Genomic DNA, 26,518 nt, shown 5'->3' on the forward strand with positions numbered 1-26,518 from the left:
TAGCTCGAACAGGCTTCTTGCTGTTTAAAAATTAAGCAGCAAGAAGCCAAGTCCGACGCGATTCTGGCGATGATTGTAATCGACTAATGATTCGCCATATCCCGAGAATAATTGCACATATAACCGCAGCCCGTCAGCTTGGCTGGTGAGCGGATAGGTGTAATCGAACTGCCAAGATCCACGATTGACCGAAAACTCCCGTGAAATTCGGGTGATACTCGCCGTTGAACGTCCGGGTAACCACGAGACCTGAACTTCAAAATTACCGCGATAACGAATCAGATCTGGGTTGTCATCATCATCACCCGTTTCGTTTATCCGCTGTTTCCAAGTATTGGCGATGACCAAATTGCGCCACTGCACGGTTGCGCTCGCATAGGTGTAGTTCCAACTGCGCGAGAGCGGATCACTTTGACCGTTCGACTCGTGCGCTAAGCCGACCGAAACAAATTGTAAATTCAAATCCCCAGGAAAGGGGTTCCAAAGCTCTTCCATGGGCACAACATAGAAGACTTCAGGTCGGTGATTGGTACTGCGAAACGGTCGCGAGTCTTGTGAGTTATATGCCTGCCATAATGACACTTGCGTGTAAGCAGCCCAAACATCGGCATTTGGCAGTAAAAAGTCTTCAAATAGCTTGGTGCGCAGTGACAGCTGTAGCTTAATTTCGTTGGTTTTATAGGTGTCATTGGCCGGCATCGAGCCTCGGCTTGGGCTTTCTGGCGCATTATTAATTGACGACGTGTAATGCACCGGCAAAATAAAATTAGGTTCGAATGTGCTCACCCGAAAGGTGCCGCGCTTAGTTTCCGGTGTTAATTCCCAAAACTGCGTCAGGGCTTCTTTGGCGGTCATTGTTGTGATTGTCGTTGCGGACGTAGGGTGGTTGTCAGCGTCCTCGTCACTGCTATTTGCGGCGGCGCTATTTGCGGCTGCATTTGCGCTCATGCCAAGCAATAAAAGCGGGCACAACCAAAAGAATCGGCGGTAATCGTGGTCAGGACGGCGAAAATTAGTTAGGGTTAGAAAACTCATAATAATAATGACCCGGTTGATAACGACACGATGAAGAAGAAACAGCTGCATCCGCGCAAGAACTTTAAGATACGCCAATATATCGCAAGTAAATCTATTCTACACCTGACATTGGTTTATGTTGGCATTAATGCCGCGATAGCCGTGCTGCTCGCTGCTGCACTCGTTGTTATTACGCGACAACCGGCCGAAGCGGTTAATTATTTTTATTATTTGTACACAGAACTGTTTGGTAAAGAGCCGACATGGGCGCTACCAGACCGCTTTATGTATCAAAATATTCGCGCGTTTTTAGCCACGTTATCACTGCTATCTCCGTCGATTTTCCTTGGGATTGTAGTGTACAAATTCTTTGTTTTAAAACGTGACAACATTGTTTTTCGCAGCTGCTGTGACACCTTTGTTGAAGGTCACGAGCAGTATATCAATATTCATTTTTATATTTCTTCTTCCTTACGCCTCATTAACCTACAGTTTAGTGCTTTTTTACGTACTTACGAGAAATGTCGAGAAGATGAATCGGGTAAGCTATATCCGATGAATACATTCGAGTTGAATTTAAATGGTGATGCTTTCTATCCACTACCATATAACTATGTGCCGAGCCGCTTTCGGATTAAGTTAAAGGATAATCCCATGGCTGGCGTGCGCAGCGAGGGGACGTCGGTGGTGATCGGTGACGATGGCCGTTTGCAAATTCATGCACCCGATCGTAAATTCACTTTGAACCCGAAAGCCGGTGATTTTTGTGAGTTGTACATCATTGCTCGCGGTGAAGTACCAGACATTCAGTCGAGTTTTTATGAAGTAAAATGCTATCGAATCCCCGAAGATCTCTCGCCGGATCCATTACCTCAAATGCACACACGCTTTATTCGTGAGCGCAACTCGTTTGAAGTGGATAATTGGCAAGACTTTGAAAATGGCAAATTAAACCGGCGTCAGCGCCGTGCTGCCGAGAAACGGGCGCAGCGAACCTGAAATTGGCGCTAAACGGTTGTCGTTAATAGCCGTAGGAGGGCGTGGGCTTCTTGCAGAAATAGCTCACTCACGCGCTGATTGTCGGCGTCATAGTTAGCGCCGAGGTTGTGAGCGTGGAGTACCTCGGCTATCTCCTCGGGACGTTCCACTGTCTTACTGCCTGCTGCGAGCGCCTGAATGACTTCATTAAAAAGTTGTAGTTGGTGGGCTTTAAGTTGCTCGAGCTTGATCATGTGAAAGTTAAAATGCTGTGGGTTATAGAGCTTAAATAAGCTGTATAGGTCACGCAATTGCGACAGTGGTCGTGGGTGCGCGTCTACGCGCAAGTCGACAAAGGTATCGGAACTGTTTAAGTAGCCAGCGTTTGGGCGCTTCATGAGCAGCGCTGCAGCTAATTTACCGCGTTTGTCACCGCCGGCTTGCTGACCTGCAACCATGGCTTTCAGCATCGCATCGCCAAGGTCATAGCCCTCGCGTCGACAATGCGTAAATGTTTGCGCAATGGCTTCGCAGGTTCCCGGTTTGAGCATGTTCCCAAGCACAAAGTAGTTATCGCCCTGAACACTTTCAACTGCTGGAATACAGTCTGAACCTGTGTACAGCTCACAATCGCCGTTCAAGGCTAAAATGCCAACTTGCCGTTGTTTGGCAATGGGGTCATCACTCAAGAATGTTTGCATGGCTTGCTGCACCGAATCGCCATGTTGCAATGACTCTAAAGCTGCACCGGCCGCGTTCGGGTTGGCAAATGACTGCGACACGATAAGACCAGTTTGGCTGTGAATCCAAGGCACAAGGCTGCCAACTGCAAGGAAATTCGATGCAGTCGCAATCGCGAGCGTGTTGCTTTCAGGTTCGCGCGCGGCGAGCGTAAATGTCGCGATAGAACTTGAGGCATTGACAGCGAATTGGGACATTAGAACTCCTTAGTCGACGTTGTAACCTTAGCAAGAATTCACAACGAAGTAACCCGTGTTCCTGCTTGGAGGTGTGCTGGTGGGTGGTTAATAATAACATCACCGGCAGCAACACCACGGATGATTTGCGCATGAATACCGCTGCGGCGACCGACTTCCACCGCTACAAGCTCGGCACGCTGATTGTTGACCCGAAACACGTGCCATTGGTCTGCAACCCGAAACAACGCACTGACAGGCAGGTAAAGCACGTCATCGGCTTCCCAGGTAATAATTGCCGCCTCAACCCGAAACCCCTCACCGAGTCGTTGCCACTGCTCCGGTGGAGACTCTAGCGTGGCATAGGCGGCAACGCGTTGCTCGTCGATACCAAGTGCAGAAACTTTGGTAAACCCAGCCGGATCAACCAGCCGTATGCGCGCATGCAGACTCTCGTCGCCACCCCAACGGTCGATTTCAACACGCATGCCGGGCGCAACGCGCACAGCTTCTTGAGACAGTAGGTCAATACGGACTTCTAGTTGCTCTAAATTGCCCAGTTCCAAGATTGCGTCACCGGCATTGACGACCCCTTCGCAGCAGCGAAAACGACGCAAAACCACACCAGAAATCGGTGCTGGAATGGCCAGAGCTTGATGATCAGCGCTAGTTCGTGTGCCTTCAGTAATCGCCAGAACGATGCGCGCGTTTTCGAGCTCAGCTTGGGCTGCGCCAAGGCTTGCGCGGGCTCCGCGTTCAGCTGCTTCGGCACGTTGTACCTGGGTGGCAACACGCTCAAGCTCCGTGGTTGAGATGACGCCTTCATTGGCGAGCTGGCGAAAGCGGTTGAGCTCGTTGCGGGAGAATTCGAGATCTGCGTGGCGGTTTTCTAACTCAGCTTCTGCGGCGGCGACGCGAGAGCGTGCAGCAACCAGGGCTTCGCGTGCTTGTTCTCGGCTACGGGCATCGAGAGCTGGTGTCGGTAATGGTTCAATATGAAATAGTGCTTGGCCGGCATTGACGGGGTCGCCGACATTCAAAGCAACCCGCTGTAAAAAGCCTTGAATGGGGACTGCAACGGTATAAGTATCCTGCAAATGGGTACGACCTTCTTCGCGCACGGTTTCCGCAAAATAACCGCGCTCGACAGTGGTTAAATTAACGGCTTCCGGTTTTGGTTTGAGCGCATAAGCAAGGGCGATAATCACGCAGGCGATGACGAAGCCCCAAGCGAGTTTTGTTTTCAATGTCTTTGCCGATGTGGTCATAACCAGTTCCTTATTCGGTTTTTAGTGCTTGAATCATGTCGAGCTGCCAAACCCTTCGCAGCATCAATAGCATGGACAAAGCTGCCGCTAGCAGCACGCCAAGCGCGCTAATGGCGAAGCTTATCGGGCTTAAAACAAATGGGATACGAAATAAGTCCATACTCATTGCAGTCGTGAGTAACCACGCAAATGTCACACCAATGGCCCAAGCGAGCGGAATGGCAAGAACAACCAAAATACCTAATTCACCAAACAGAATATAAGCCACTTCGCTTTTTTTAAATCCAAGCACTCGCAGTGATGCAAGCTCTCGGGCGCGTTCAGCGAACATAATCCGCGCGTTGTTATAGACGACCGCAAACGTCATCGAGCCAGCGAGCAAAAACATGACGGTCATTACCCCAAGCACCGTGTTATTAATATAGGTGCGAATTTCTGCTTCGGCACGACTAATCTGGCCAATTGACGCGACTGCTGGCATCGCTTGCAGTTGACGAAAAACCTCTGCTTGGCGATCTGGTTCAACAAGTAACCAAGCACCCGTTACGGTTTGATCTGCAAGTAGTAGGCGATTCAGGTGATCAAAGTCCATATAGAGGCCCAGCCCCATGGGTTCGTCGATAACGGCAGCTACGGTCAACGTTAAGCTTTGCTGACGACCATCGAGGAGGGTAACGCTCACGTTCTCACCAGGCTGGATGCTGAGATCATCAGCAAGGTAGCGAGAAAGCACAACCCCAGCGGTTGGTAAAGGTTGTGACGAGGTGCCGACCTGACGTAAGCGCGATTCTCGTGGCAGACCATGTAAGGCTAAACGCCATTGTTTGCGCTCGTGAGTTAAAATAACCGGAACTTGGCGAAAGCCTTCAACATAGCTAACGCCTGGGATAGCCCGTAAAGTTGAAAGGCTATGCTGAGGACGTTCTTGATTAAACGTGACCTCAAGATCCATGCGGTAGTGCTGTCGGTATTGTTGGTCGAGCATGTGGTCAATGGCGTTAAATTGATAGCTGCCGAGCAACAACAGGCCGCCGCTGAGGCCGATGCCAACAACGGAAACGCTGGCGCGCCATGGATGACGACGAATGTTGCGGAGCATAATGCGTGTCGGCTGTTGCCACCAATGGGCAATCCGCGGATGGTCAAGCCAGGTGCGCTGGTAACGCGCTGGCGTTGGTGGGCGCATGGCTTCGGCAGGAGCCATATTTGCCGCATGTGCTGTTGCGCGAATAGTAGCGGCATAACCGACCGCACTGGTAATTAGTATTGCAGTGACCAATGCATCGCGCTGCAGCGCAAAAAGAAACTCGGGAAAATGAAAGTACATGGCGTACATCTGTGCCATGGGTTCGGCAACAAGCAAGCCCAGCGCAATACCGCCGCCAATTCCTAGAACTAAAATGATGTTGGTTAATTGCAAGTAGTGGCGAATGATCTGCCAACTGGAATAGCCAAATGCTTTCAGTAGCGCAATCGACTGCTTTTGCGTGTGAATGACGCGCGTCAGCAGCACCTGTAACAAAAAGGCGGCGACACCGATAAAAATGGTCGGCAGCACAATCGCCATCACTCGTAACTGGCTGAGTTCTTCGGAGATAAAGCGATGCGAAATTTGCTCGTGCCGATCATAGCTGCCGCGACTACCATAACGGCGCAGAATATTGTCGAGTTGTAGCATGACATCGTCACGACTGGCGTTATGTTGCACAGTGACACTCAAACTATTGAACGCGCCATCCATGTCAAAGGCCGAGGCCAGCGCTTGTCGATTCATCCAAAACACCCCAAAACGCTCATAATCGGGCAGGATTGAATTGGGTGACAATTGATAAATGTACTCCGGTGATAGCGCAACACCACTAATGGTCAGGCGCTGAAGTCGACCATTGAGCACGGCAGAAATACTGTCGCCAACGCTTAACTGGTGAGCGTGGGCAAACGGAGCGCTGACCACAACTTCGAGTTGGCTGCCAAGTTGTGGTGGCCCGCCGACTAAATAATGTAAACGGTTTAACAGCTCAGGACTGCGCTCGGGTAGGGAAATGATTTCGCCTTGTATCGGCTCGGCAAAGCTCTTGGAGCCGACATCGGCAAAGCGATTGGAAAAGCCATTCACAGGGCCTTCAAGTTGAAAACGTGCGCCGGCGCGAATGCGGGTTTCGGCGACGTTCACGCCCGGGAGTTGCCGTATGGTGCGGATGAGATCGTCGGGCGCACGAGTCACTTCGACAAATACATCGGCAAAATGATACTGCTGATAAAAATGCTGCTGCGATTGTTCAATGGATTGCCGCGTACTCACACTAATTACAAGCACCATAACGCCGGCAGCGATCACCAATGCAATCGCAATGAGCTGACCCAGCATCGACTTGCTCTCACGCAATATTTTGTAAGTCAGCACTTTGTGAGTCAGCACCGTGTTCACCAGAATAGCTCCTTCGGTGCTTTGCGCTGCGCGTTGCCATGTATCGAGGCAATTTTGCCGTCAGAAAGGCGAATAATACGGTCGGCCATTTCACCAATGACTTCGTTATGAGTAATCACGGCCGTGGTGGTGCCCAGTTCTTGGTTAATTTGCTGCAACACCTCAAGGACCCGGATGCCGGTTTTCGAGTCGAGCGCGCCGGTCGGTTCATCACAAAGCAGCACGGCAGGACGTTTGGCAATGGCTCGAGCAATGGCGACCCGTTGTTGCTCACCGCCAGAGAGCTGAGCAGGGAGGTGGTCAAGTCGGTTACCGAGTCCAACGCGCTCAAGGGCTTCTTCGGGCGTCATTGGATTGTCGGCGATCTCGGTCACGATCGCGATGTTTTCACGGGCGGTTAAGCTAGGAATGAGATTATAAAACTGAAAGACGAAGCCAACGTGACTGCGCCGAAAGAGCGTCAGCTCACGGTCGGAAATACCTGTGAGTAAGCGATTTTGATAGCGCACATCGCCGCTAGTCGCCGAGTCTAAGCCACCGAGAATATTAAATAACGTTGACTTGCCTGAGCCTGAAGCGCCAAGCAGGACGACAAACTCACCCGCATAGAGGTCAATATCGACACCGCGCAAGGCATGTATCTCAACTTCCCCCATGAGGTAGGTTTTGGTTAAAGCGCGAGCGCTAAAAATGACAGCTTGGGAACTTTTATCTTCGACCATAAAAAATGCCAGACAGTGTTTTCCTCAGTCTGGCACAGTTCTATGAAGTTTTCTTGTTATTGATCAATCTCTTTCGCGAATGAGACCTTCTTGCATGGTCGAGGCGATCAATGTGCCGTCGCGGGTAAAGATTTGGCCGCGGACTAAGCCGCGCGCGCCTTGGGCGGTCGGGCTATCGATGGCGTAGAGTAGCCAATCATCCATGCGAAACGGGCGGTGAAACCACATTGCATGGTCAATGGTGGCCATTTGTATTTTCGGGTCGGCAAAGGTTTTGCCATGCGGCTGCATCGAGGTCGGCAAAAAGTTAAAGTCCGATGCGTAAGCGAGCAAATACTGATGAACACGTTGATCGTCCGGCAGGGTACCGTTGGCCTTCAACCAAACATAGCGAACGGGCTCACAAGGTTCTGGTTTGAATGGATTATACTCGGTGACAAAGCGCATCATGATCGGCTTTTCACTGATAAATTTGTTGCGAATGGGTGCTGGAATCAGCTCGGCATGTTCGCGGTAAATATCGAGATCGGAGACTAACCCTTCTGGGCCGGGTACCGATGGCATGGTGCACTGATGCTCAGCCCCTGATTCGGGCGCATGAAACGACGCGGTCATATGGAAAATTGGTTTGCCATACTGAATGGCTTTAACGCGACGGGTCGAAAAGCTTTTGCCATCACGAATATTTTCGACGTCGTAGACAATGGGCTTGTGAGCATCGCCAGGGCGCAGAAAATAGCTGTGAAATGAATGTACTGCGCGGTCTTCCGGAATCGTTTGTTTCGCTGCCGACAACGCTTGGCCCATAACCTGACCACCAAATACAGCCGCAAAACCTAAGTCTTGGCTTTGGCCACGGTAAATTCCTTGCTCAATGGGTTCTAAATGAAGCAGGTTCAACAAATCGTCGAGAACTTGGCTCATCGATTTCTCCTTGCGATACGATAATTCCAGAAACAGATAATTGTGCGCAGAAGGGACAGCGCACGCATTAAAATAAGCGGCTAATTATAGCCAGATTTTCAGTGAATTGCATGGCCTATGGGTGGTTAACGAAGGCATTTAAGCTACCCTTTATTCAGCTCGGTCAAGGATTACGCGGTCATTCTCTAAATGGATAGTCACTATAGCTTGAATTTTCTGAAAAAACGCCCAAGCTTAATAAGTTAAGAGTTTCGCTTATTCTAGTTGACGTTGCTGAATAGAAAAACGTCGGCGGCGTCGACCATTGATGTCATGCGCAGACACGTTGACATGAGTGTGCGCAGTCACTTTGGCAGAAGTAAAAGGAGCCTCACATGGCAGGGCAAGACAGTTTACAAACGTTAAGTCGCTTAGCAGTCAATGGCAAAACTTACCATTACTATAGCCTCCCGAAAGCAGCGGAGTCGCTGGGAAATATTGATCGCTTACCCATATCATTAAAAGTCCTACTCGAGAACCTGTTACGTCATGAAGACGGTGCAACAGTAACGCGCGACGACTTTCAAGCCATGGTTAAGTGGCTTGACACACGAACGTCAGACAAAGAAATCGAATACCGCCCAGCGCGCGTGTTAATGCAAGACTTTACCGGTGTACCGGCAGTGGTTGATTTAGCGGCAATGCGGGACGCAGTGGCCAAAGCAGGTTTACCGGCGGACAAGATTAACCCATTGTCTGCGGTTGACTTGGTCATTGACCACTCGGTCATGGTCGACAAGTTTGCGTCGCCAGAAGCCTTTGCCGAAAACGTTAAAATTGAAATGGAGCGGAACAAAGAGCGCTATGAGTTTTTGCGTTGGGGGCAAAAAGCGTTCAATAACTTCCGTGTCGTGCCACCGGGTACGGGTATTTGCCACCAAGTGAACCTCGAGTATTTAGCCAAGGTGGTCTGGTCCTCGGAAGAAGATGGTAAAACGTTCGCTTATCCCGATACGTTAGTGGGAACAGATTCACATACCACCATGATTAATGGTTTAGGTGTTTTAGGTTGGGGTGTCGGCGGCATTGAAGCGGAAGCAGCGATGCTTGGGCAACCGGTGTCGATGCTCATTCCTGAAGTAGTGGGTTTCCGTCTGGATGGTGCGTTGCCGGAAGGAGTGACAGCAACAGATTTAGTCTTAACGGTCACGCAAATGCTGCGCAAAAAAGGCGTGGTTGGTAAATTTGTTGAGTTTTATGGTCCTGGCTTACGCCACTTACCTCTTGCGGACCGAGCCACGATTGCCAACATGGCACCGGAATACGGCGCAACCTGTGGCTTTTTCCCAGTCGACGAAGAAACACTGACCTATTTAGAATTATCAGGTCGTGATCAAGACACCATCGAGCTTGTCGAAGCTTATGCAAAAGCACAGGGCATGTGGCGCAGTGACGATGCCGAGCCTGTTTTCACCGACACACTTGAGCTTGATATGAGTACAGTTGAACCGTCATTGGCAGGGCCAAAACGTCCGCAAGATCGGGTTTCGCTGACTGGGCTACAGGAGAGTTTTGATCTCATGCTCGAGTCACTCGGGGTTGCCGAAGATCCAGAGATGGGCGGACAAGAGTCGATCTCAAAAGCTGAACTGAATGACGAAACGCGTGTACCGCTAGGCGGCACCGATCACTACTTAAAGCACGGTGACGTTGTGATTGCTGCGATTACATCTTGTACGAACACGTCCAACCCAAGCGTCATGCTTGCGGCAGGCTTAGTGGCGAAAAAGGCTATTGAGAAAGGTCTACAACGCAAGCCGTGGGTGAAGTCTTCGTTAGCGCCTGGTTCGAAAGTGGTCACTGATTATTTGGCAGCGGCTGGATTAAATAAGTACCTCGACCAGCTTGGTTTTGACTTAGTCGGCTATGGTTGTACAACCTGTATTGGTAACTCTGGGCCACTGCCCGACGATGTCAGCACGGCCATTGATAAAGGCGACCTTGTGGTGTCGTCCGTATTGTCAGGTAACCGCAACTTTGAAGGCCGAATTCATCCGCAGGTAAAGGCGAACTGGCTGGCTTCGCCGCCCTTAGTGGTGGCATTTGCTCTGGCGGGCACTACACGGATCAATTTAGCGAAGGAGCCGTTAGGTGAAGACCACAACGGTAATCCCGTGTATCTGCAGGATATTTGGCCATCGACTAAAGAAATTAAAACGGAAGTCGAGAAAGTGGTCAGTGATATGTTCCGCGAGCAGTATGCGCAAGTGTTTGACGGTGATGAACATTGGCAAAGTCTGAAAATTCCAGACTCATTAACCTATGAGTGGCAGGAAGATTCGACTTACGTCGCCAACCCGCCGTTCTTTGCCGGAATTGATAAACCGGCACCAGTACCGAAAGATATTGAAGGTGCGCGGGTGCTTGCGGTCTTTGGTGACACTATTACTACCGACCACATCTCACCAGCTGGTGCGATTAAACCAGACTCTCCAGCAGGTAAGTATTTGCAGGAGCAAGGTGTGGCGGTGCGTGACTTTAACTCTTACGGTTCGCGTCGTGGTAACCATGAAGTCATGATGCGCGGAACGTTTGCCAATATTCGCATTAAAAACTTGATGATAAAAGGCAGTGAGGGTGGTGTTACGATTCATGTGCCATCAGGCAAAGAAATGTCTATTTATGACGCGGCGATGCGCTACCAAGAGGAAGAAACGCCACTGGTGGTGCTGGCGGGCAAGGAATATGGCACCGGCTCGAGTCGTGACTGGGCAGCAAAAGGCACCCGTTTACTCGGTGTCAAAGCCGTGATTGCGGAAAGCTATGAACGAATTCACCGCTCGAACCTTGTCGGTATGGGGGTCTTGCCATTGCAATTCACCAATGACGATAGTGCTCAAAGCTTAGGGTTGACGGGCGAGGAAGAAATTAGCCTACGTGGTCTAAGTGCAGATATTAAGCCGGGACAAACCATTCATGCGGAAGCGAAGAAGCCAAATGGTGATGTTGTGAAGTTTGATCTACTTTGTCGCATTGATACCAAAAATGAAGTTCAGTACTTCTTGAGTGGTGGTATTTTGCATTATGTCTTGCGCCAGTTGGTGAGTGCTTAAACCACAGTCAAGCTAGCTGCACAGCTGGAAATTAAAAAGCTCAACAGTGTCTGCCGTTGAGCTTTTCTTTTTGTGAGTATACTTGAGCTTGAGCTCGAGTTTGCTTATGCGCTAGCGCCGTGCCGAAAGGTCGGTGCGACGAATGGTAATCACCATGCCATATTTTGGATGGTCAAAATAATGGGTTTGATGGGAAATGACGCGCCGCAGCTGTTTAAATGGATAAGCACGCAGAAACTCGAGCTGATGAGCGTCGGCGTTTAAGAAGTCATCGACTTGTTCGTCGTAATGACGGGCTTCCGGCTCAAGTTGAATGACATCGCGTAAATTAAAGTCGAGGTCGATATGCAAGAAGTTGCCGACTAAGTATACATGAAGCAAGCCGTCCAGCTCCCACACTTCGGATGGTAATCCACGCGGTGTCCGTGCTGGTCGGCTCGGTTGTTGTGAGCGTTCAGCCGTCCACGGCGTAAAGGCAAACTGACCGCGGTCAATTGCAGCGAGAGCGACTTGCATGCGACTAAAAGCGTCTTCGTCGATACCGCGAACGGAACGGGCTTCTTCACGGAATGACAAGGCCTGCTGTTTTGGCGTTGGTGAAATAGGAAAGCCAAAGTAGTCAAATTCATCGGTAAAGTTACGTCCACCAAACAAACGCATTTTGCGGCCGACATTGCGGGTAAACACCGGCTGACGCCAGCTGGTGTGCAGAATCGGCTGGGTGTCAGCACGGCGTTCTAGTTGGCGTCGCAGAGCATGATATTCGAAGTCCTCTTGGCTAATGAGGAAGGGGATTTCAGCACGGAGCATTTCTTCCCGGGAACCCTCAGCATGACCTGCAAATAGCAGCGGTGCGCGCGCTGGCAAACGGTCGTGTATTTCGTTTTGTCCTAAATACCAAGCGTCAACCAGGGGTAAGTGCGGTAAGCGCCGACAGCTAATGTTTTCGGCAGAATAGTTGTTTAATTCTGTGCGCAAATCTGCAGGCTTGAGAAGTAATTGCCGGACGACCGGAACGTAGCCACGGGTTCCTTCACACTGTGGCAATGCGTAAATAAAGCCGCGCACATCTGCGCGTAGTCGTGGGGTGAGTATATCGCGACTGCCTTCGGTCGGTATCGGCTGTACTGTGAGGGGAAATTGCTCGTCGTCGTCACCACCGTCTTGTAGGTAACGAAAAACCAAAACTTCGATTTCAAACCAGCGATACCCCCGATCATTCGGCTCTTCGTTGGCTTTTGCCGGCAACGCCAACACGCTTGCTAGGGCAACACAACAAAGCAGACCAAAGGTGCTAGCCGGGCGTAGAAGAGTTTTCAAAAAAACAAACGAAGTCATCGAGTTATAGGCTCTCACTAGGTTCTTGTTGGAAATGCTGTAACAACGACTGTACCAGTTTTATGCGTTCGTGGGTATCAGCCTCAGCGCGTTTTATTTTTAATCGTTGAGCACCTTCCATGGCAAACTGGTCCGGTGCTTGCTGCAACATGCGAATAATGGTGGTTGGCTCCACAACTGTGCGCTCACTAAATTCAATATGCCCACCTTGCGGCCCCAGTTCGATTTTCCGAATGCCCAGAGGTTCCGCCGTTAAGCGCAATTCACTTAAGCGGAATAGGTTTTTGGCGGCGTCGGGCAGTAGCCCAAAACGGTCAATCAATTCCACTTGAATGTCGTCTAATTCACCCCGGTCACGGGCACCCGCAATGCGTTTATACAGCGACAGACGCACGTTCACATCCTTGATGTAGGCTTCCGGTAAGAGAGCCGGAATGCGCAAGTCGATCTCGGTTTGGGCACGAATAAGTTGGTCGAGAGCCGGTTCGCGGCCTTCACGCAAAGCGGTTACGGCTTGTTCCAGCATATCCATGTATAAACTAAAGCCAATGCTTTCAATTTGTCCGCTTTGTTCGTCACCAAGTAGCTCGCCAGCGCCACGAATCTCTAAATCATGGGTTGCCAAAACAAAGCCCGCACCAAGATCCTCTAAATGACTAATGGCTTCAAGCCGCTTTACGGCATCTTTAGTCATCCGTTTCGGATGAGGCGTGAGTAGATAAGCATAAGCTTGGTGATGGGAGCGGCCGACACGACCCCGAAGTTGGTGGAGCTGCGCTAAACCTAAGTGATCAGCGCGGTCAATAATAATGGTATTGGCCGTCGGAACATCGATACCGGTTTCGATAATCGTGGTGCAGACCAAGACGTTAAACCGTTGATGATAAAAATCTGCCATCACGCGCTCAAGCTCGCGTTCGCTCATTTGACCGTGGGCAGTTTGCACGCGCGCTTCCGGAATTAGCTCGGCCAACTCTGTGGCAACGCGGTCGATGCTTTCAACGGCATTATGCAGGAAATAAACCTGACCACCGCGCAACACTTCCCGCAGCACAGCTTCGCGGACGGTGGCTTTGTCATATTCACGCACGAACGTTTTGACCGCCAAACGACGTGCCGGTGGCGTGGCGATAATCGATAAATCTCGAATATTGTTCATCGCCATATTTAAGGTTCGTGGAATCGGCGTGGCGGTGAGGGTCAGAATGTCGACGTCGGTGCGTAATTTCTTGATTTGCTCCTTTTGGCGAACACCGAAGCGATGTTCCTCGTCAACGATCAGTAATCCGAGATCGTGAAACTTAATCGTTGGTTGCAGTAATTTGTGGGTGCCAATGACTATGTCGACTTTGCCTGCAGCAAGGTCAGCAAGGGCGTGCTCGGTTTGTTTGGCACTGCGAAAACGCGAGAGTAATTCGATGCGCACCGGCCAGTCGGCAAAACGGTCACGGAAATTGTCGAAATGTTGCTGTGCCAAAAGGGTCGTTGGTACCAATACTGCGACTTGCTTATTGTCGTTCACGGCAGTGAAGGCCGCTCGCATCGCCACCTCAGTTTTACCAAAGCCAACATCACCACAAACTAAGCGGTCCATGGCTCGCGGCAATTGCATGTCGGCTAGCACCGCGGCTATCGCATCGAGTTGGTCGTCGGTTTCGGTAAACGGGAAACCCGCGGCAAAGCGGTCATGATCCTCAGCACTGACTTGGAACGCATAACCTGGCTTCGCTTCACGCTGAGCGTAAACTTCAAGTAACTCGGCTGCCACGTCACGGACTTTTTCGGCCGCTTTGCGGCGCGCTTTTTCCCATTGGTCGTTGCCCAATTTATTGAGCTGGACTTTGTCTTGGTCACCGCCGCTGTAGCGACTAATTAAATGCAATGAAGAAACTGGAACAAATAACTTTGTGTTGTTGGCATATTCCAGAGTTAGAAACTCAGTCTCGATGCCACCGGCGGCCAACGAGGTTAATCCTTGATAACGACCAATACCATGCTCTAAGTGCACAACAGGTTGGCCGAGTGACAACTCGGCAAGGTTTTTAATTAGTGCATCAGCGTTTTGGCTTGCGCGTTTGTCTTGGTGGCGGCGTTGTGGTGCGCGGTTGCCAAACAAGTCGTTTTCAGTGAAAACCCACAAGGCCTGGGTGTCGCTGATGTGAGCATAAAACGAATGTTCGAGCGGACTAACAATAATCGCAAAATCCACAGGCTGTTGCACAAATTCAGCAAAACTGTCGACTTCAGTGGGGTGTAACCCCGCTTTACCAATTAGCTCTAACATACTTTCACGACGGCCCGCAGACTCGACGCAAATCAGTACCTGTTGGTTTTTCTTGAGTGCTTTGGCAATCGTATCCTGCAACAGCGCAAGCGGTTGTTTTTGCTTACCATCAATAATGACATCGGGCAGGGCTTTGGTTTTAAAGTCGACCGGCCCTGGCGAACGTTCGCCGTCGATAGCACCAACGCGAATGCGCGGGTATTGCTTTAAGGTCCCGAGTAATTCGTCGCGAGTTAAGAACAATTTTTGTGGCGCCAGAATCGGCTTTTGTTTGTCCCAGCGTCGCTCGTCATAACGGTACTCTATGTCAGTCCACAGTTTGTCGAGTTGCAACTGCAATGGGCCGTAAGTAAGCACGGTACACGACTTGGGTAAGTAGTCGAAGAGCGTTGCCATGGTTTCGAAGAACAGTGGCTGATAATACTCGATGCCAGCAGGCATAATACCTTGCGTAACTTGCTGATAAATTGACTCTTTGGCGGTGAGAGCTGCGAATTCCTCACGAAATTGACGACGAAAGCGCTCAATACCGGCTTCGTCAGTTGGAAATTCGTGTGCAGGCAGTAAGGCTATTTTTTCGATAGGCGCTTCTGAACGTTGGCTTTCAACGTCAAACTGGCGAATGGAGTCGACTTCGTCGTCAAAAAAGTCGATTCGATACGGCGCTTCACTGCCCATTGGGAATAAGTCGAGGATTGAGCCGCGAACACTGTATTCACCGTGCTCCATAACTTGGTTCACATGGCGATAACCGGCTTTTTCGAGTTGTAAACGCAGGCTGTCATGAACAACGCGTTGGCCTTTTTCTAAGTGCAAACTGTGGCCAGTGATAAATTCAGCCGGGGCCACGCGATGCATTAATGTATTTAATGCAACAATGAGAATGCCGTGCTGTTGTTGTGGCAATTGTGCGAGCACGCGCAAACGTTCGGAAATAATATCTTGATGGGGCGAGAAATTATCGTATGCAAGCGTTTCCCAGTCTGGCAGTAATTGGATTTCGTTGGCAAACTCAGGCAAGAAAAATTGCAGCTCGGCCTGAAAGCGGTAAGCACTCGGAGCATCAGCGGTAATGAGTAACAACGGCGTTTGATGTTGACGATACAACTGGCTAATTGCAAGGGCTGAACTACTGCCTTCAAGATGGCGCCAAGTCATTTCAGCGCTGGTGGGAAAAGGCGGTTGCAATAACGAAATCTGACTCATGGATGAACTGTTCCTATGACCTGCCGCAGATTGAAAAACGATAGTATAACTGAATGAGCGACGAACGACAGGTTGTCTGTGAAGTCAGATGTCTTTATGCTACGCAATTATGCTTGCTTGAATGGACCCGACTCACACATGAACAGGCCGTTGCCTTTGTATTTAGCGTTGCGTTATAGCCGCTCGCGCTCTCGTTCGACGTTTACGCGCTTTATTAGTCACTTTGTGGCAGCTGGGATCACTCTCGGTGTTTTGGCGTTGATTGTTGTGACTTCGGTGATGAACGGATTCGAAAACGAATTGAAGACACGCATTCTTGGCGTCGTTCCGCAAGTTACTGTGAGTCCCCAACAACAAAGTACTCAGCGCCCACAACCTTTGGCCGATTGGCAAGCTGTGCAGCAATCGGTGACTTGGCCAGCAGCGGTGCGGCATGTTAGTCCTTATGTGCAGTCCGAGGGCATCATTCAAGGCCATGCGCAATTGCAAGCGGTGTTAGTGCAAGGGATTTTCCCACACCTTGAACCGAGCCAAAATATTCTTCGTGAGCGCATGTTGTTCGGTCAACTGGACAGTCTGCGCGTGGGTGAGTATCGCGTTATTATTGGTCGTCCGTTAGCGGACATGCTCGACATTCAGATTGGTGAGCGAGTACGCGTGACGGCCGCGGCGGGGCAGCAACAGACGCCCCTTGGCACTATGCCGGCACAGCGACAATTTACCGTCAGCGGCATATTTGAGGTGGGTGCCGATATTGATCAGCAATTGGTCTTGCTGCATGGCGCCGATTTGGCGCGCTTACTGCGCTATCCAGAAAACCATGTAACCGGTTTACGGCTGTGGCTCAATGATGCCTTCGAATCTGCCCAAGTTAGCCAGCGTTTAGCGCCGCAATTTGCTGCGCAGGGCTTAGTTGTCGCGGACTGGCAACAACGTTATGGCCAGCTTTTCGCCGCCGTACGGATGGAAAAGGGCATGATGATGATCATGCTCGGATTAATTATTGTGGTCGCTGCATTTAATGCGGTTTCAGCCCTGATTATGCTCATCCAAGACAAGCGCAGTGATATTGCAATTTTACAAACCTTAGGGTTAAGCCCTCGGCGTATTTACCTGACCTTAATTCTCCAAGGTATGTACAGCGGCGTGGTCGGTGTCATCCTTGGCGCGGCGCTCGGGCTGTTACTGAGTGCCTATTTAAATGGCATTCTTACCGCATTAGGTATCCATGTGTTTAGTGCAGGCGTAGCATTACCTGTGGTGATTCAATACAGCCAAGTGTTCGCCATTGTGCTTGCAGCGTTGGCGCTAACCTTTGTTGCAACTATGTACCCGGCGTGGCGCGCTGCACAACTCCAACCGGCAGAGATTCTTCGATATGAATAAGCAAGACTTGTTAGTTTCCGTATCCGACTTAAATAAAAGCTATCAAGACGGCGAGCGCATAGTCACTGTGCTTGAAGGCGTCGATTTGCAGCTGCAAGCCGGTGAGATGTTGGCGATTATCGGTGCCTCAGGCTCGGGTAAAAGCACGTTACTACATATTCTTGGCGGACTTGATAAAGCCGACTCTGGGCAAGTGACCATCGCCGGTGAGCAGCCATTGCAATTACCACAACATAAACTGGCACAGTGGCGCAATCAGCATGTGGGTTTTATTTATCAGTTTCACCATTTATTGAGCGAATTTTCGGCATTAGAGAACGTTGCTATGCCGCTGCTGATTGCCGGTGCACCGATGCCGAAAGCGCTGGCGCAAGCCAAGTCCATGCTTGAGCGTGTCGGCTTGGGACATCGGTTGGAGCACGCACCAGCGAAACTTTCCGGTGGTGAGCGGCAACGTGTTGCGATTGCCCGAGCTTTAGTTAACCAACCGGCTTTAGTGCTTGCTGATGAACCAACCGGTAATCTCGATGAGGACACGGCACAAGTGATTTACGATTTGATGCTTGAGCTCAACAGCGAGTTAGGTACAGCGTTTGTGGTGGTCACTCACGATATTCAATTGGCCGCGAAACTACCGCGACAATTGCAACTTGATCATGGTCGTTTGGTTGAGGAACAGGCATGAACTTAGCGTTCCTGTTAGCTCGTCGATTTCGCCGCAGTCGCGAGAAAAGTCGCTACCTGAGCTTTATTTCCGCTTCCTCAACGATCGGGATTGGTCTCGGCTGCGCCATCTTGATTCTGCTGTTGTCGATTATGAACGGTTTTCAAAAGGCGCTCGAAGATGATTTTCTGGCTTTCGTTCCACACGTTGAATATACCGCCGTTCGTGGTGGTCTCGACAATTGGCAGGAAGTCGTGCGAGTTGCTGAACAACACCCGCAGGTTAGCGCAGCAGCGCCGGTTATCGTGTTAAATGCCATGATCCAGCAGCCTGGCCGTTTTCGTGGTCTACAGGTACGTGCTATCGACGCGGAAAGTGAGGTCGGCGTGTCTAATTTGACGCGCTTTATGAGCAGTGAAGACTGGCAGAGCTTTCAGACCAATGCCGACGGGGCCATTCTGGGTCAAGGTCTTGCCCAAGAGCTCAATGTCACACTGGGTGACTGGATTATGCTTATGATTCCTCAGCTCGATAGTGGTGACAGCTTACGTGCGCCGCGCCGAGTGCGCGTGCAGGTCAGTGGCGTGTTCGCGATGGCCGGTGAACGGGATTATCAACAAGCATTTATTCACTTGGCGAAAGGTCAAGAAGCTACTCAGCTTGGCGAAAACGTGAGTACAGTGCGGTTGGCTGTGCGTGACGTTTATGCAGCGCCACAAATTGCTCGGGAAGTCGGCCAATCGTTGCGCGAATACGCCTATATCCACGACTGGACACGCACCGAGGGACATTTGTATCGAGACATTCAACTGGTGCGGACCGTGATGTATCTGGTTTTGGTTCTCGTGCTTGCGGTGGCGTCATTTAACATCGTGTCGACCTTGGTGATGGTGGTGCAAGAAAAGCGTGCGAGTATTGCGATTTTGAAAACCATGGGTGCAAGTCATTCGTTGTTACTACGAACGTTTGTTTGGCAGGGCAGTTTGAATGGTGTCATTGGTGCCAGTATTGGTACCGTTATCGGTGCAATTGCGAGCGTTCTGTTGCCACGCGGCTTACAAGCGCTCGAGCAGGCATTGAATTTCACCGTGCTACCTGCTGAATTGTATTTTATCAGTAGTATTCCAAGTGATCTGCAGGTCTTGGACGTGGTGCTGGTTGCCGGCGTTGCGTTGATCACCAGTGTGGTGGCGACACTTTACCCAGCTTGGCAAGCGGCAGCGATTGAACCTGCGGAGGCGTTGCGTGGAAAATAGTTAATCGCGCTCGTCGAAGGACGCGGTACGTCGTTTTTGAAACTCTTCTTTTAGCTCACGCAAACGCTCCCGGCGTTTGCGTAGACGCTCATTCCATGCGTTCTGCACAGCCTGGCGCCAGATCTTGCGCACGAGCAAGTACGCCAAGCCACTGAAAAATCCGCCAACGACTACAGAACCTAACACCAATGCCGGCACAATTGTTGATAAACTAGCTTGGAACCATGCAACAGAAAGCTCGAATAAAAAAGGCTCACTGGGTTGTCGCAGCAGGAAGCTGCCCACTCGATAAGAGCCGTAGAGCATGGCTGGCATGGTTATTGGGTTGCTAATCCAGACCATTGCGACTGACAAGGGGAGATTGACGCGGAAAAAGATCGCAACTGCCGCCGCCGCGATCATTTGAAACGGCATCGGCATGAATGCAAAGAAAATACCAATAGCAAAACCACCGGCAGCTGTTTTGCGGTTGAGGTGCCAAAGATTGGTATCGTGAGCCACCGCACCGAAGGGCTTTAAAACGCCGTATTGGTTCAGTTTATGCACGTCTGGCATGAATCGTTTCAAAAACTTTCTTGGCATACGGTTTTCAAAATTCCATCAACATCAAAAAGGTCCGCAACAAACGCAAGGACGCGGCGACTATGAAAATACAGCTCGATACAATTGCTGCAGGCACAATCGCTGCAGTTCTCAGCATGGCGTGGATAGAGCCTGAGTCGTTGGCCCCACGAATACTTCCTGTGCTCGTCTTGCTAATTAGTGTACTGCTTTTCCGGCTAAAAATCTTTACGTTAGCAATATTTTTATGCGCGTATGCGTGGGTATTTCTGTACGCCTTTGGCGTCATGAAGAACGTTATCGATACGCAACCGAGTGACGCAACACCGAGACAAGCACAATGGATTCAAGTACAAATTACGGAATTACCGCAACAACGTGGTTCGACGCTGCGGCTGCAAGGGCTGTGGCAACAACAGCGACAACCGGCGCAACTTATACAGTTAAGCTGGTTTGCACCGCCAGACTTTGCGCAACCACCGCAAGTGGGCGACATTTGGTGGTTGCAGGCGCGCTTGCGTCCAGTCGTTAGCCGTGCCAATCAGGGGGGATTCGATTATCAAAGCCATTTGGTACGGCAGAGAATCTGGCTGAATGCAACCGTGATCAAGGGTGAGCGGATGCAAGCGACTCAACGTGTTTCGCCACGCTCCGTGATCATGAATAAGTTAGCAGCGTGGCGAGCTAACGCTGAACAGCCGCAAGGACTGCACTATTTAGACATTGTTCTAGCGCTCACCTTGGGTGAGCGGCAATGGCTGAGCGCCGAACGTCGTCGTTTGCTGATTGAAACGGGTGTGGCCCACGTGATGGCCATTTCCGGTTTGCATGTGACCTTCGTTTTTGCCGTTAGTTGGTGGCTCGCGCGTGTACCTTTGCATATTTGTTGGCGGCTATTGGCGTGGATTCCGCGTTTAAGGGTTCCAGAACTGTCGCGCCAACCTAATCAGCAATGGCTAGCTCTCGCTCTCGGATTTGCTTGTGCATTGGCCTATGCGGCACTGTCGGGTTTTGCGGTATCGACGTTGCGGGCATTGGCATTACTGGGGCTTTTTGTCATGAGCCGGATATGGGCGTGGCGTTTGACACCAATGCAAGTGCTTTTGCGCGGTGTTGCGGTGATTCTGCTGGTTGATCCATTGGCGTGGTTAGACGTCGGTTTTTGGCTATCGGTGGGAGCCGTTGCGGTCATCTTCTTTTGGCATTGGTGGTCTGTCACAAGCATTACCGATGCAGCAAGTCATGTTGGCCCGATAACAAATAAGGTGTCCTTGCTGTGGCGTTTTGAAGTCATGCTCACGGTGCTATTGGCACCGTTGACGATTTTTTACTTTCACGGCATTGCTTGGTTAACGCCATTAACGAACTTGCTCGTCATTCCCGTGTTTGCCTTTGCTATTTTACCCCTGAGTTTATTGGCCGTTAGCTTATTGTTGGTGCCGTTTGCCATTACAGAACAACTCGCATGGGGCTTGTTGCAATTGGTGGATCCGATTTTGCACACGGTATTTCAGTTTTTAGCAACCGCTGCATCGTGGCCGAGTGCTTGGCTAGAAACGGTGGAGTTAAGGTGGGTATTACTACTGGCGTTGGTTTATTTAGTTGTGCATTGGCAGCAAGTTAAGCAGAGACGCTGGCTCTTTGGATTCAGCTCAGCAGCGGTGATTGTTGTCCTACTGCAGCCACAGCAAGATGAGTTTGCCGTGCATGTACTCGACGTTGGCCAAGGCAGCGCAGTTGTGATTCAGCGTGACCGTGCCGCACTAATTTATGATGCGGGTCCGGGTTTTGGGCAAGGGCATAATCTCGGTCATGACGTCATTTTCCCATTTTTACGCCAGCGGCGATTACGACCTGAATGGTTGGTTATTTCTCACGAACATCAAGACCATACTGGCGCTGCAGACGCTCTGCAGGCGTCGTTTTCAGAATTGCAAACGATGCGCTCACGCTTTGCTTTTCAAGCGTCGAGCGATTGGGGCTGGCAGCCACAGGCGTTTCCCGAGGAGATAACTGCTACGACCCTCCCGTGCAGTTGGGGGCAAACCTGGCTGTGGCAGGGCGTGCAAATACGTGCACTGGCACCCATGCCAGGCCCTTCATTTGGACCGAATAATGACAGTTGTGTGCTCTTGCTTACGTACCGCGGTCAACGTGTGCTGCTCACTGGTGATATTCAGCGCCACACGGAACTGCGCATGGTTGGGCGTTATGGCAAACAGTTACGTGCGGATGTCTTGGTGATCCCGCATCATGGCTCGCAAACTTCCAGCCAAGCAGAGTTTCTCGATGTCGTACAGCCGCGTGTTGCGGTGGTCAGTCGCGGTTTTATGAATCAGTTTCGGATGCCGCATAGAGACGTGCAAACGCGTTATGCAGAGCGGGGTATTCCGCTCTATGATACAGGTCGAGACGGTCAGGTGACGTTACGGTGGCAATCGGGTCGTTCTATTTTGAGAGCAGAGCAGGAAGCCGGTTGGCAAGTGCAGACCTACTACCGTGATTGGCGCAACCGATGGTATGCAAGGCGGCTGCCCGAGTGGCAACGCTAGTAAAACGGTTTCACTTCCGGTTACAATGGCGCGGTCTTTTCAACATTATGGTTGCCAATGGATTCGAATCTAAAACGAAAAAAGCATTTCCGGCGCTTATTAAGTTACATAAAACCTTACCGTTTTGCTTTTGCCTTTGCCGTCTTTGGCATGCTGGGCTATGCCGGTATTGATACCTTTTTCTTTGCCAATATTGAAACCTTAATCGACGACGGTTTGGGTGCTGGTAACCCGCAAATTTTGGTTTATGCAGCCATCTTTGTACCGGCGATTTTTGTCATTCGTGGATTATTTAATTTTATTTCCACCTACTTCTTAAGTTACGTCGGCTTTCAAATTGTAACGAAAATGCGCCAAGAGCTATTTGAGCACTTGATGCGTTTACCCGTGGCTTATCATGACAAAGTGTCAACGGGCGATCTCATTTCGAAAATCACTTATGACACTCAACAGTTAGCAGAAGCAACCAGCCGAGCGGTGCTGACCCTGATAAAAGAGGGAGCGTTTGTGATTGGCTTGCTTGGTTTGATGTTCTACCACAGCTGGCAGCTCTCACTGGTCTTCCTTGTCATTGGTCCAGTCATTGGTAAAGTCGTTTCAGTCGTTTCGCGCAAGTTCCGCGAAGTGAGTAGCAAAATTCAAACCGCCATGGGCAACGTGACTACGACTGCCGAGCAAATGATCAATGGTCATCAAGTTGTCGTGATGTTCGAAGGCCAAAAGCATGAAGCTGAGCGGTTCGGCGCGGTGAATAAAGCGACCCGACAGCAAAACATGAAGTTGGTTAATATTCGTACAGTTAGTACCTCGGTGATTCAGTTTATCGCGTCGTTGAGTCTTGCGGCGGTGTTATTCATTGCCAGCTTCCCTAGTATGATTGAGCAGCTGACGCCTGGAGCCTTTACGACCATGTTGACGGCGATGATCATGTTGCTGCGACCGTTGAAACAGCTCACCAATGTCAACGCTGACTTCCAACGCGGTCTCGCTGCGGCCGCGAGTATTTTTGCGGTGCTTGACGAAGAGCAGGAAAAAGACACAGGAAGTCATCAAGTTGCGCGCGTTAGAGGCGACGTGACCGTGAAGAACTTAACCTTCCGTTATGCTCGCAAAGACACACCAGCGTTAAACGATGTAAGTTTCCACGTGCCTGCAGGGAAGACATTAGCGCTCGTTGGACGGTCGGGAAGCGGTAAATCGACCATCTCGAATCTGTTGACCCGATTCTATGACTATGAAACTGGTGCAATTGAACTCGATGGCGTCGACATTCGCGAGTACGAATTGAAATCGTTGCGCCGCCAGTTTGCTGTTGTTTCGCAAAGTGTCACTCTGTTTAACGATACGATCGCCAATAACATTGCTTACGGAGCCCAAGAGCAAGTGTCGCGCGAAGCGATTGAGCGGGCGATTCAGTTGGCCTATGCGGACGAATTTATCAATGAAATGCCGCTTGGTTTAGAGACCATCGTTGGTGAGAATGGCGTGATGTTGAGTGGCGGTCAGCGTCAGCGGATTGCCATTGCCCGAGCTCTGTTGCGGGACGCACCATTATTGATCCTCGATGAAGCCACTTCAGCGCTCGACACCGAGTCAGAGCGGCATATCCAAGCTGCGCTTGAAAATTTACAACAGAATCGAACCTCGATTGTGATTGCCCATCGATTGTCGACCATCGAAAAAGCGGATGAAATTTTGGTCTTGGACCACGGACGTATAGTCGAGCGCGGAACGCATCAGGAGTTGTTAGCGTTATCCGGCGTTTACGCGCAATTGCACAATTTGCAAGTTGGTGGGGAAAACGGCAAGACGGCAGACTAAGCCAGTTTGGTTAGGGACGAGCAGTGAATAAGAATCAGAATAAACGCAGTAAAGAAAGTCTGAAAACGTCACCACCAAAAATTGTGCAATGGTGGTATCGCCGGCGTTTGGTATTGCCGCTGATACCCATGCTGCCACTCAGCTTGGTGTTTACGTGCATGGCTTGGCTACGGCGATTGTTGTTCTTCATACGCCTGAAAAAGACGCATAATTTTCCCGTGCCCGTGATTATTGTTGGCAATGTCACGGTTGGCGGCACCGGCAAAACGCCTTTGGTTCTGGCGCTGGTTGAAGCGTTACAAGAGCAGGGCTTTCGGCCGGGGATCGTCAGTCGCGGCTATGGGGGCCAGGGGCCGTTTCCGCAAGCGGTGCAGCCTGATAGTAAAGCCAGTGATGTGGGTGACGAACCACTCATGTTAGCGCAGCTGACCGGCGTGCCGGTTGCAGTTGCTCCAAAACGACCGCAAGCCGTGTCACTGCTGTTGGCCGAGCATGCGGTGGATATCATTATTGCCGACGATGGTCTGCAGCACTATGCACTTGGGCGTCAAATTGAAATAGCCGTTGTTGACGGTGAACGCGGCCTAGGCAATGGTTGGCGATTACCAGCGGGGCCCTTACGAGAAAGTAAACGGCGTTTACGCAAAGTGGATTGGGTTGTGGTCAATGGAGCGGTTCCGGATGACCTCGATGACTACGCACGGCGCCTCGGTTTACGCAAACACCCGCGCAAACTTGTTGCCATGCAATTGCAGCAGACAGGATGGCGGCGGGTCAGTGACAACCAAGAGATTGACGTACCCGACGGTGAAAGTGCACTTGCGATTGCCGGGATTGGCAATCCCGAACGGTTTTTCAATTTATTAAAAGCGCAACACATCGATTTACTGGAAACTCGGGTCTATCCTGATCATTATCAATACCGCACCCAAGACTTCTACAATGTCAGTAATGAGGTGCCGGTATTAATGACTGAAAAGGATGCCGTGAAATGCCGGAGTTTTGCGCGTCCGCATTGGTACTTTTTGCAGGTTAAAGCGCGTTTTAGTGGTGATTTTTTAGAACAATTGAGCGCACGAGTGAAACCAGCGTCGGTGGCAAACAATGACACTAACGCGGAAGCTCGTGCAGCGCAGGAGTAAAAGAATGAGTCTCGGTGCAAATATGCTAGGAATTTTGGCGTGTCCGTCATGCAAGGGCAAGTTGATTTGGAATCAAGATAAGACCGAGTTGGTCTGTTGTGGTGAACAACTGGCCTATCCGGTGCAAAATGGTATTCCGGCATTGTTGGCAAGTGCCGCACGGGAATTGTCGCAAGCTGAAGTGGAGCAAGTAAAGTCATGAGCTTCACGGTTGTGATTCCAGCGCGTTATGCGTCCACTCGTTTACCGGGAAAACCACTTGCCGATATCGGTGGCAAATCGATGATTCAGCATGTGTACGAGCGTGCTGTGCGTAGTGGTGCGGCAGAAGTCATAGTCGCAACTGACGATGAGCGCATTCTTGAAGTCGTGAAAGGTTTTGGTGGCCGTGCTATGCGAACCTCGCCTGATCATCAGTCAGGTACCGAGCGTCTTGCTGAAGTGGTCGACCGACTCGCACTTGCTGATGATCAAGTGGTGGTCAATGTCCAAGGTGACGAGCCTTTTATTCCGCCGGAAATCATTTGCCAAGTTGCTGAAAATCTCGCAAGCCAGCGCGTTGCTCCCATGGCAACATTAGCGGTGACTCTGAGCAACTCGGACGACTTGTTTAATCCGAATGTGGTCAAAGTCGTTTCCGACGCGCAGAACTACGCGTTGTATTTTAGCCGAGCAGCCATTCCGTGGGACCGCGAACGATTTAACCAAGCGCGCGATAAAGCCGAGCTAGAAAGTGGTATGTATCGGCGTCATATCGGTATTTATGCCTATCGAGCTGGGTTTATTGAGCGTTACGCGGAATGGAAACCAAGTCCCTTAGAAAAGCTTGAGTCGCTCGAACAGTTACGAGTACTGTGGTACGGCGAACGTATTCATGTGGCGGAGGCATTAATTGAGCCGCTAGGTGGCATCGATACGCCGGATGACTTGGAATACGCACGTCAGCTTGTTGCTAAATAAGG

The 26,518-nt window shown here is 50.6% G+C and carries 19 protein-coding genes; 10 read left to right on the plus strand and 9 right to left on the minus strand.

The features are described from left to right. Positions 1-24: 24 nt before the first annotated feature. On the minus strand, positions 25-1,035 hold the full coding sequence (locus CWE06_RS01015) for a phospholipase A (RefSeq protein ID WP_241972438.1): 1,011 nt from the start codon (positions 1,033-1,035) through the stop codon (positions 25-27). Positions 1,036-1,065: 30 nt separating this feature from the next. Between CWE06_RS01015 and CWE06_RS01020 the strand changes: the two genes are divergently transcribed. After that, positions 1,066-2,016, plus strand: a complete 951-nt coding sequence (locus CWE06_RS01020) for a hypothetical protein (RefSeq protein ID WP_126790447.1) — start codon at positions 1,066-1,068, stop codon at positions 2,014-2,016. A gap of 8 nt (positions 2,017-2,024) precedes the next feature. On the opposite strand, the gene CWE06_RS01025 is transcribed toward CWE06_RS01020, so the two are convergent. From CWE06_RS01025 to tesB, 5 genes are all read right to left on the minus strand, one after another. Beyond that, positions 2,025-2,933 carry a DUF1028 domain-containing protein gene (locus CWE06_RS01025; protein ID WP_126790448.1) on the minus strand — a complete coding sequence of 303 codons (909 nt, stop codon included), beginning with the start codon at positions 2,931-2,933 and terminating at the stop codon, positions 2,025-2,027. Positions 2,934-2,971: 38 nt separating this feature from the next. Next, positions 2,972-4,180 carry an efflux RND transporter periplasmic adaptor subunit gene (locus CWE06_RS01030; protein WP_126790449.1) on the minus strand — a complete coding sequence of 403 codons (1,209 nt, stop codon included), beginning with the start codon at positions 4,178-4,180 and terminating at the stop codon, positions 2,972-2,974. A 10-nt stretch (positions 4,181-4,190) separates the two neighbouring features. Further along, a complete protein-coding gene (locus CWE06_RS01035) occupies positions 4,191-6,608 on the minus strand; it encodes an ABC transporter permease (RefSeq protein ID WP_198679004.1) in 2,418 nt (805 codons plus the stop codon). After that, the gene (locus CWE06_RS01040) at positions 6,605-7,330 is read right to left on the minus strand and encodes an ABC transporter ATP-binding protein (RefSeq protein ID WP_126790450.1); all 726 of its coding nucleotides are present in this window, start codon (positions 7,328-7,330) and stop codon (positions 6,605-6,607) included. Before CWE06_RS01040 ends, CWE06_RS01035 begins: the two co-directional genes overlap by 4 nt. Positions 7,331-7,393: 63 nt before the next feature. Then, the gene (gene tesB, locus CWE06_RS01045; RefSeq protein WP_126790451.1) at positions 7,394-8,254 is read right to left on the minus strand and encodes an acyl-CoA thioesterase II; all 861 of its coding nucleotides are present in this window, start codon (positions 8,252-8,254) and stop codon (positions 7,394-7,396) included. A gap of 374 nt (positions 8,255-8,628) precedes the next feature. On the opposite strand from tesB, the gene acnA reads away from it, so the two are divergent. After that, entirely contained in the window at positions 8,629-11,346 is a 2,718-nt protein-coding gene (gene acnA / locus CWE06_RS01050; RefSeq protein WP_126790452.1) for an aconitate hydratase AcnA, read from the plus strand. A gap of 111 nt (positions 11,347-11,457) precedes the next feature. Here acnA and CWE06_RS01055 read toward each other — a convergent pair whose 3' ends face one another. Both CWE06_RS01055 and mfd read right to left on the minus strand, forming a co-directional pair. Then, the gene (locus CWE06_RS01055; protein WP_126790453.1) at positions 11,458-12,684 is read right to left on the minus strand and encodes a CsiV family protein; all 1,227 of its coding nucleotides are present in this window, start codon (positions 12,682-12,684) and stop codon (positions 11,458-11,460) included. Between the two features lie 4 nt (positions 12,685-12,688). After that, positions 12,689-16,174: a transcription-repair coupling factor gene (gene mfd, locus CWE06_RS01060; protein ID WP_126790454.1), complete on the minus strand. Its 3,486-nt coding sequence runs from the start codon at positions 16,172-16,174 to the stop codon at positions 12,689-12,691. A 138-nt stretch (positions 16,175-16,312) separates the two neighbouring features. On the opposite strand from mfd, the gene CWE06_RS01065 reads away from it, so the two are divergent. The 3 genes from CWE06_RS01065 to CWE06_RS01075 are packed head-to-tail and all read left to right on the plus strand — an operon-like array spanning position 16,313 to position 19,480. Continuing rightward, positions 16,313-17,560, plus strand: a complete 1,248-nt coding sequence (locus CWE06_RS01065) for a lipoprotein-releasing ABC transporter permease subunit (RefSeq protein WP_126790455.1) — start codon at positions 16,313-16,315, stop codon at positions 17,558-17,560. After that, on the plus strand, positions 17,553-18,245 hold the full coding sequence (gene lolD / locus CWE06_RS01070; protein ID WP_126790456.1) for a lipoprotein-releasing ABC transporter ATP-binding protein LolD: 693 nt from the start codon (positions 17,553-17,555) through the stop codon (positions 18,243-18,245). Before CWE06_RS01065 ends, lolD begins: the two co-directional genes overlap by 8 nt. After that, on the plus strand, positions 18,242-19,480 hold the full coding sequence (locus CWE06_RS01075; protein ID WP_126790457.1) for a lipoprotein-releasing ABC transporter permease subunit: 1,239 nt from the start codon (positions 18,242-18,244) through the stop codon (positions 19,478-19,480). Before lolD ends, CWE06_RS01075 begins: the two co-directional genes overlap by 4 nt. Here the strand turns inward: CWE06_RS01075 and CWE06_RS01080 are convergent, their stop codons facing one another. Next, on the minus strand, positions 19,481-20,062 hold the full coding sequence (locus CWE06_RS01080; RefSeq protein ID WP_126790458.1) for a DUF2062 domain-containing protein: 582 nt from the start codon (positions 20,060-20,062) through the stop codon (positions 19,481-19,483). A 62-nt stretch (positions 20,063-20,124) separates the two neighbouring features. On the opposite strand from CWE06_RS01080, the gene CWE06_RS01085 reads away from it, so the two are divergent. The 5 genes from CWE06_RS01085 to kdsB are packed head-to-tail and all read left to right on the plus strand — an operon-like array spanning position 20,125 to position 26,516. Beyond that, complete coding sequence (locus CWE06_RS01085) at positions 20,125-22,593, plus strand: DNA internalization-related competence protein ComEC/Rec2 (protein WP_126790459.1); 2,469 nt, start codon at positions 20,125-20,127, stop codon at positions 22,591-22,593. A 57-nt stretch (positions 22,594-22,650) separates the two neighbouring features. Further along, positions 22,651-24,414, plus strand: a complete 1,764-nt coding sequence (msbA, locus tag CWE06_RS01090) for a lipid A export permease/ATP-binding protein MsbA (protein ID WP_126790460.1) — start codon at positions 22,651-22,653, stop codon at positions 24,412-24,414. A 23-nt stretch (positions 24,415-24,437) separates the two neighbouring features. Further along, positions 24,438-25,556 carry a tetraacyldisaccharide 4'-kinase gene (gene lpxK / locus CWE06_RS01095; RefSeq protein ID WP_126790461.1) on the plus strand — a complete coding sequence of 373 codons (1,119 nt, stop codon included), beginning with the start codon at positions 24,438-24,440 and terminating at the stop codon, positions 25,554-25,556. Positions 25,557-25,560: 4 nt separating this feature from the next. Further along, positions 25,561-25,758, plus strand: a complete 198-nt coding sequence (locus tag CWE06_RS01100) for a Trm112 family protein (RefSeq protein ID WP_126790462.1) — start codon at positions 25,561-25,563, stop codon at positions 25,756-25,758. Continuing rightward, positions 25,755-26,516, plus strand: a complete 762-nt coding sequence (kdsB, locus tag CWE06_RS01105) for a 3-deoxy-manno-octulosonate cytidylyltransferase (protein ID WP_126790463.1) — start codon at positions 25,755-25,757, stop codon at positions 26,514-26,516. The genes CWE06_RS01100 and kdsB overlap by 4 nt, the downstream gene beginning before the upstream one ends. Positions 26,517-26,518 lie beyond the last annotated feature (2 nt).

The organism is Aliidiomarina haloalkalitolerans (assembly GCF_003987315.1).
Classification (GTDB): Bacteria; Pseudomonadota; Gammaproteobacteria; order Enterobacterales; family Alteromonadaceae; genus Aliidiomarina; species Aliidiomarina haloalkalitolerans.

Coding starts and splice junctions, on each gene's coding strand:
- CWE06_RS01015 (WP_241972438.1), bottom strand. CDS start 1,035: ATGAGTTTTCTAACCCTAACTAATTTTCGCCGTCCTGACCACGATTAC.
- CWE06_RS01020 (WP_126790447.1), top strand. CDS start 1,066: ATGAAGAAGAAACAGCTGCATCCGCGCAAGAACTTTAAGATACGCCAA.
- CWE06_RS01025 (WP_126790448.1), bottom strand. CDS start 2,933: ATGTCCCAATTCGCTGTCAATGCCTCAAGTTCTATCGCGACATTTACG.
- CWE06_RS01030 (WP_126790449.1), bottom strand. CDS start 4,180: ATGACCACATCGGCAAAGACATTGAAAACAAAACTCGCTTGGGGCTTC.
- CWE06_RS01040 (WP_126790450.1), bottom strand. CDS start 7,330: ATGGTCGAAGATAAAAGTTCCCAAGCTGTCATTTTTAGCGCTCGCGCT.
- tesB (WP_126790451.1), bottom strand. CDS start 8,254: ATGAGCCAAGTTCTCGACGATTTGTTGAACCTGCTTCATTTAGAACCC.
- acnA (WP_126790452.1), top strand. CDS start 8,629: ATGGCAGGGCAAGACAGTTTACAAACGTTAAGTCGCTTAGCAGTCAAT.
- CWE06_RS01055 (WP_126790453.1), bottom strand. CDS start 12,684: ATGACTTCGTTTGTTTTTTTGAAAACTCTTCTACGCCCGGCTAGCACC.
- mfd (WP_126790454.1), bottom strand. CDS start 16,174: ATGAGTCAGATTTCGTTATTGCAACCGCCTTTTCCCACCAGCGCTGAA.
- CWE06_RS01065 (WP_126790455.1), top strand. CDS start 16,313: ATGAACAGGCCGTTGCCTTTGTATTTAGCGTTGCGTTATAGCCGCTCG.
- lolD (WP_126790456.1), top strand. CDS start 17,553: ATGAATAAGCAAGACTTGTTAGTTTCCGTATCCGACTTAAATAAAAGC.
- CWE06_RS01075 (WP_126790457.1), top strand. CDS start 18,242: ATGAACTTAGCGTTCCTGTTAGCTCGTCGATTTCGCCGCAGTCGCGAG.
- CWE06_RS01080 (WP_126790458.1), bottom strand. CDS start 20,062: ATGCCAAGAAAGTTTTTGAAACGATTCATGCCAGACGTGCATAAACTG.
- CWE06_RS01085 (WP_126790459.1), top strand. CDS start 20,125: ATGAAAATACAGCTCGATACAATTGCTGCAGGCACAATCGCTGCAGTT.
- msbA (WP_126790460.1), top strand. CDS start 22,651: ATGGATTCGAATCTAAAACGAAAAAAGCATTTCCGGCGCTTATTAAGT.
- CWE06_RS01100 (WP_126790462.1), top strand. CDS start 25,561: ATGAGTCTCGGTGCAAATATGCTAGGAATTTTGGCGTGTCCGTCATGC.
- kdsB (WP_126790463.1), top strand. CDS start 25,755: ATGAGCTTCACGGTTGTGATTCCAGCGCGTTATGCGTCCACTCGTTTA.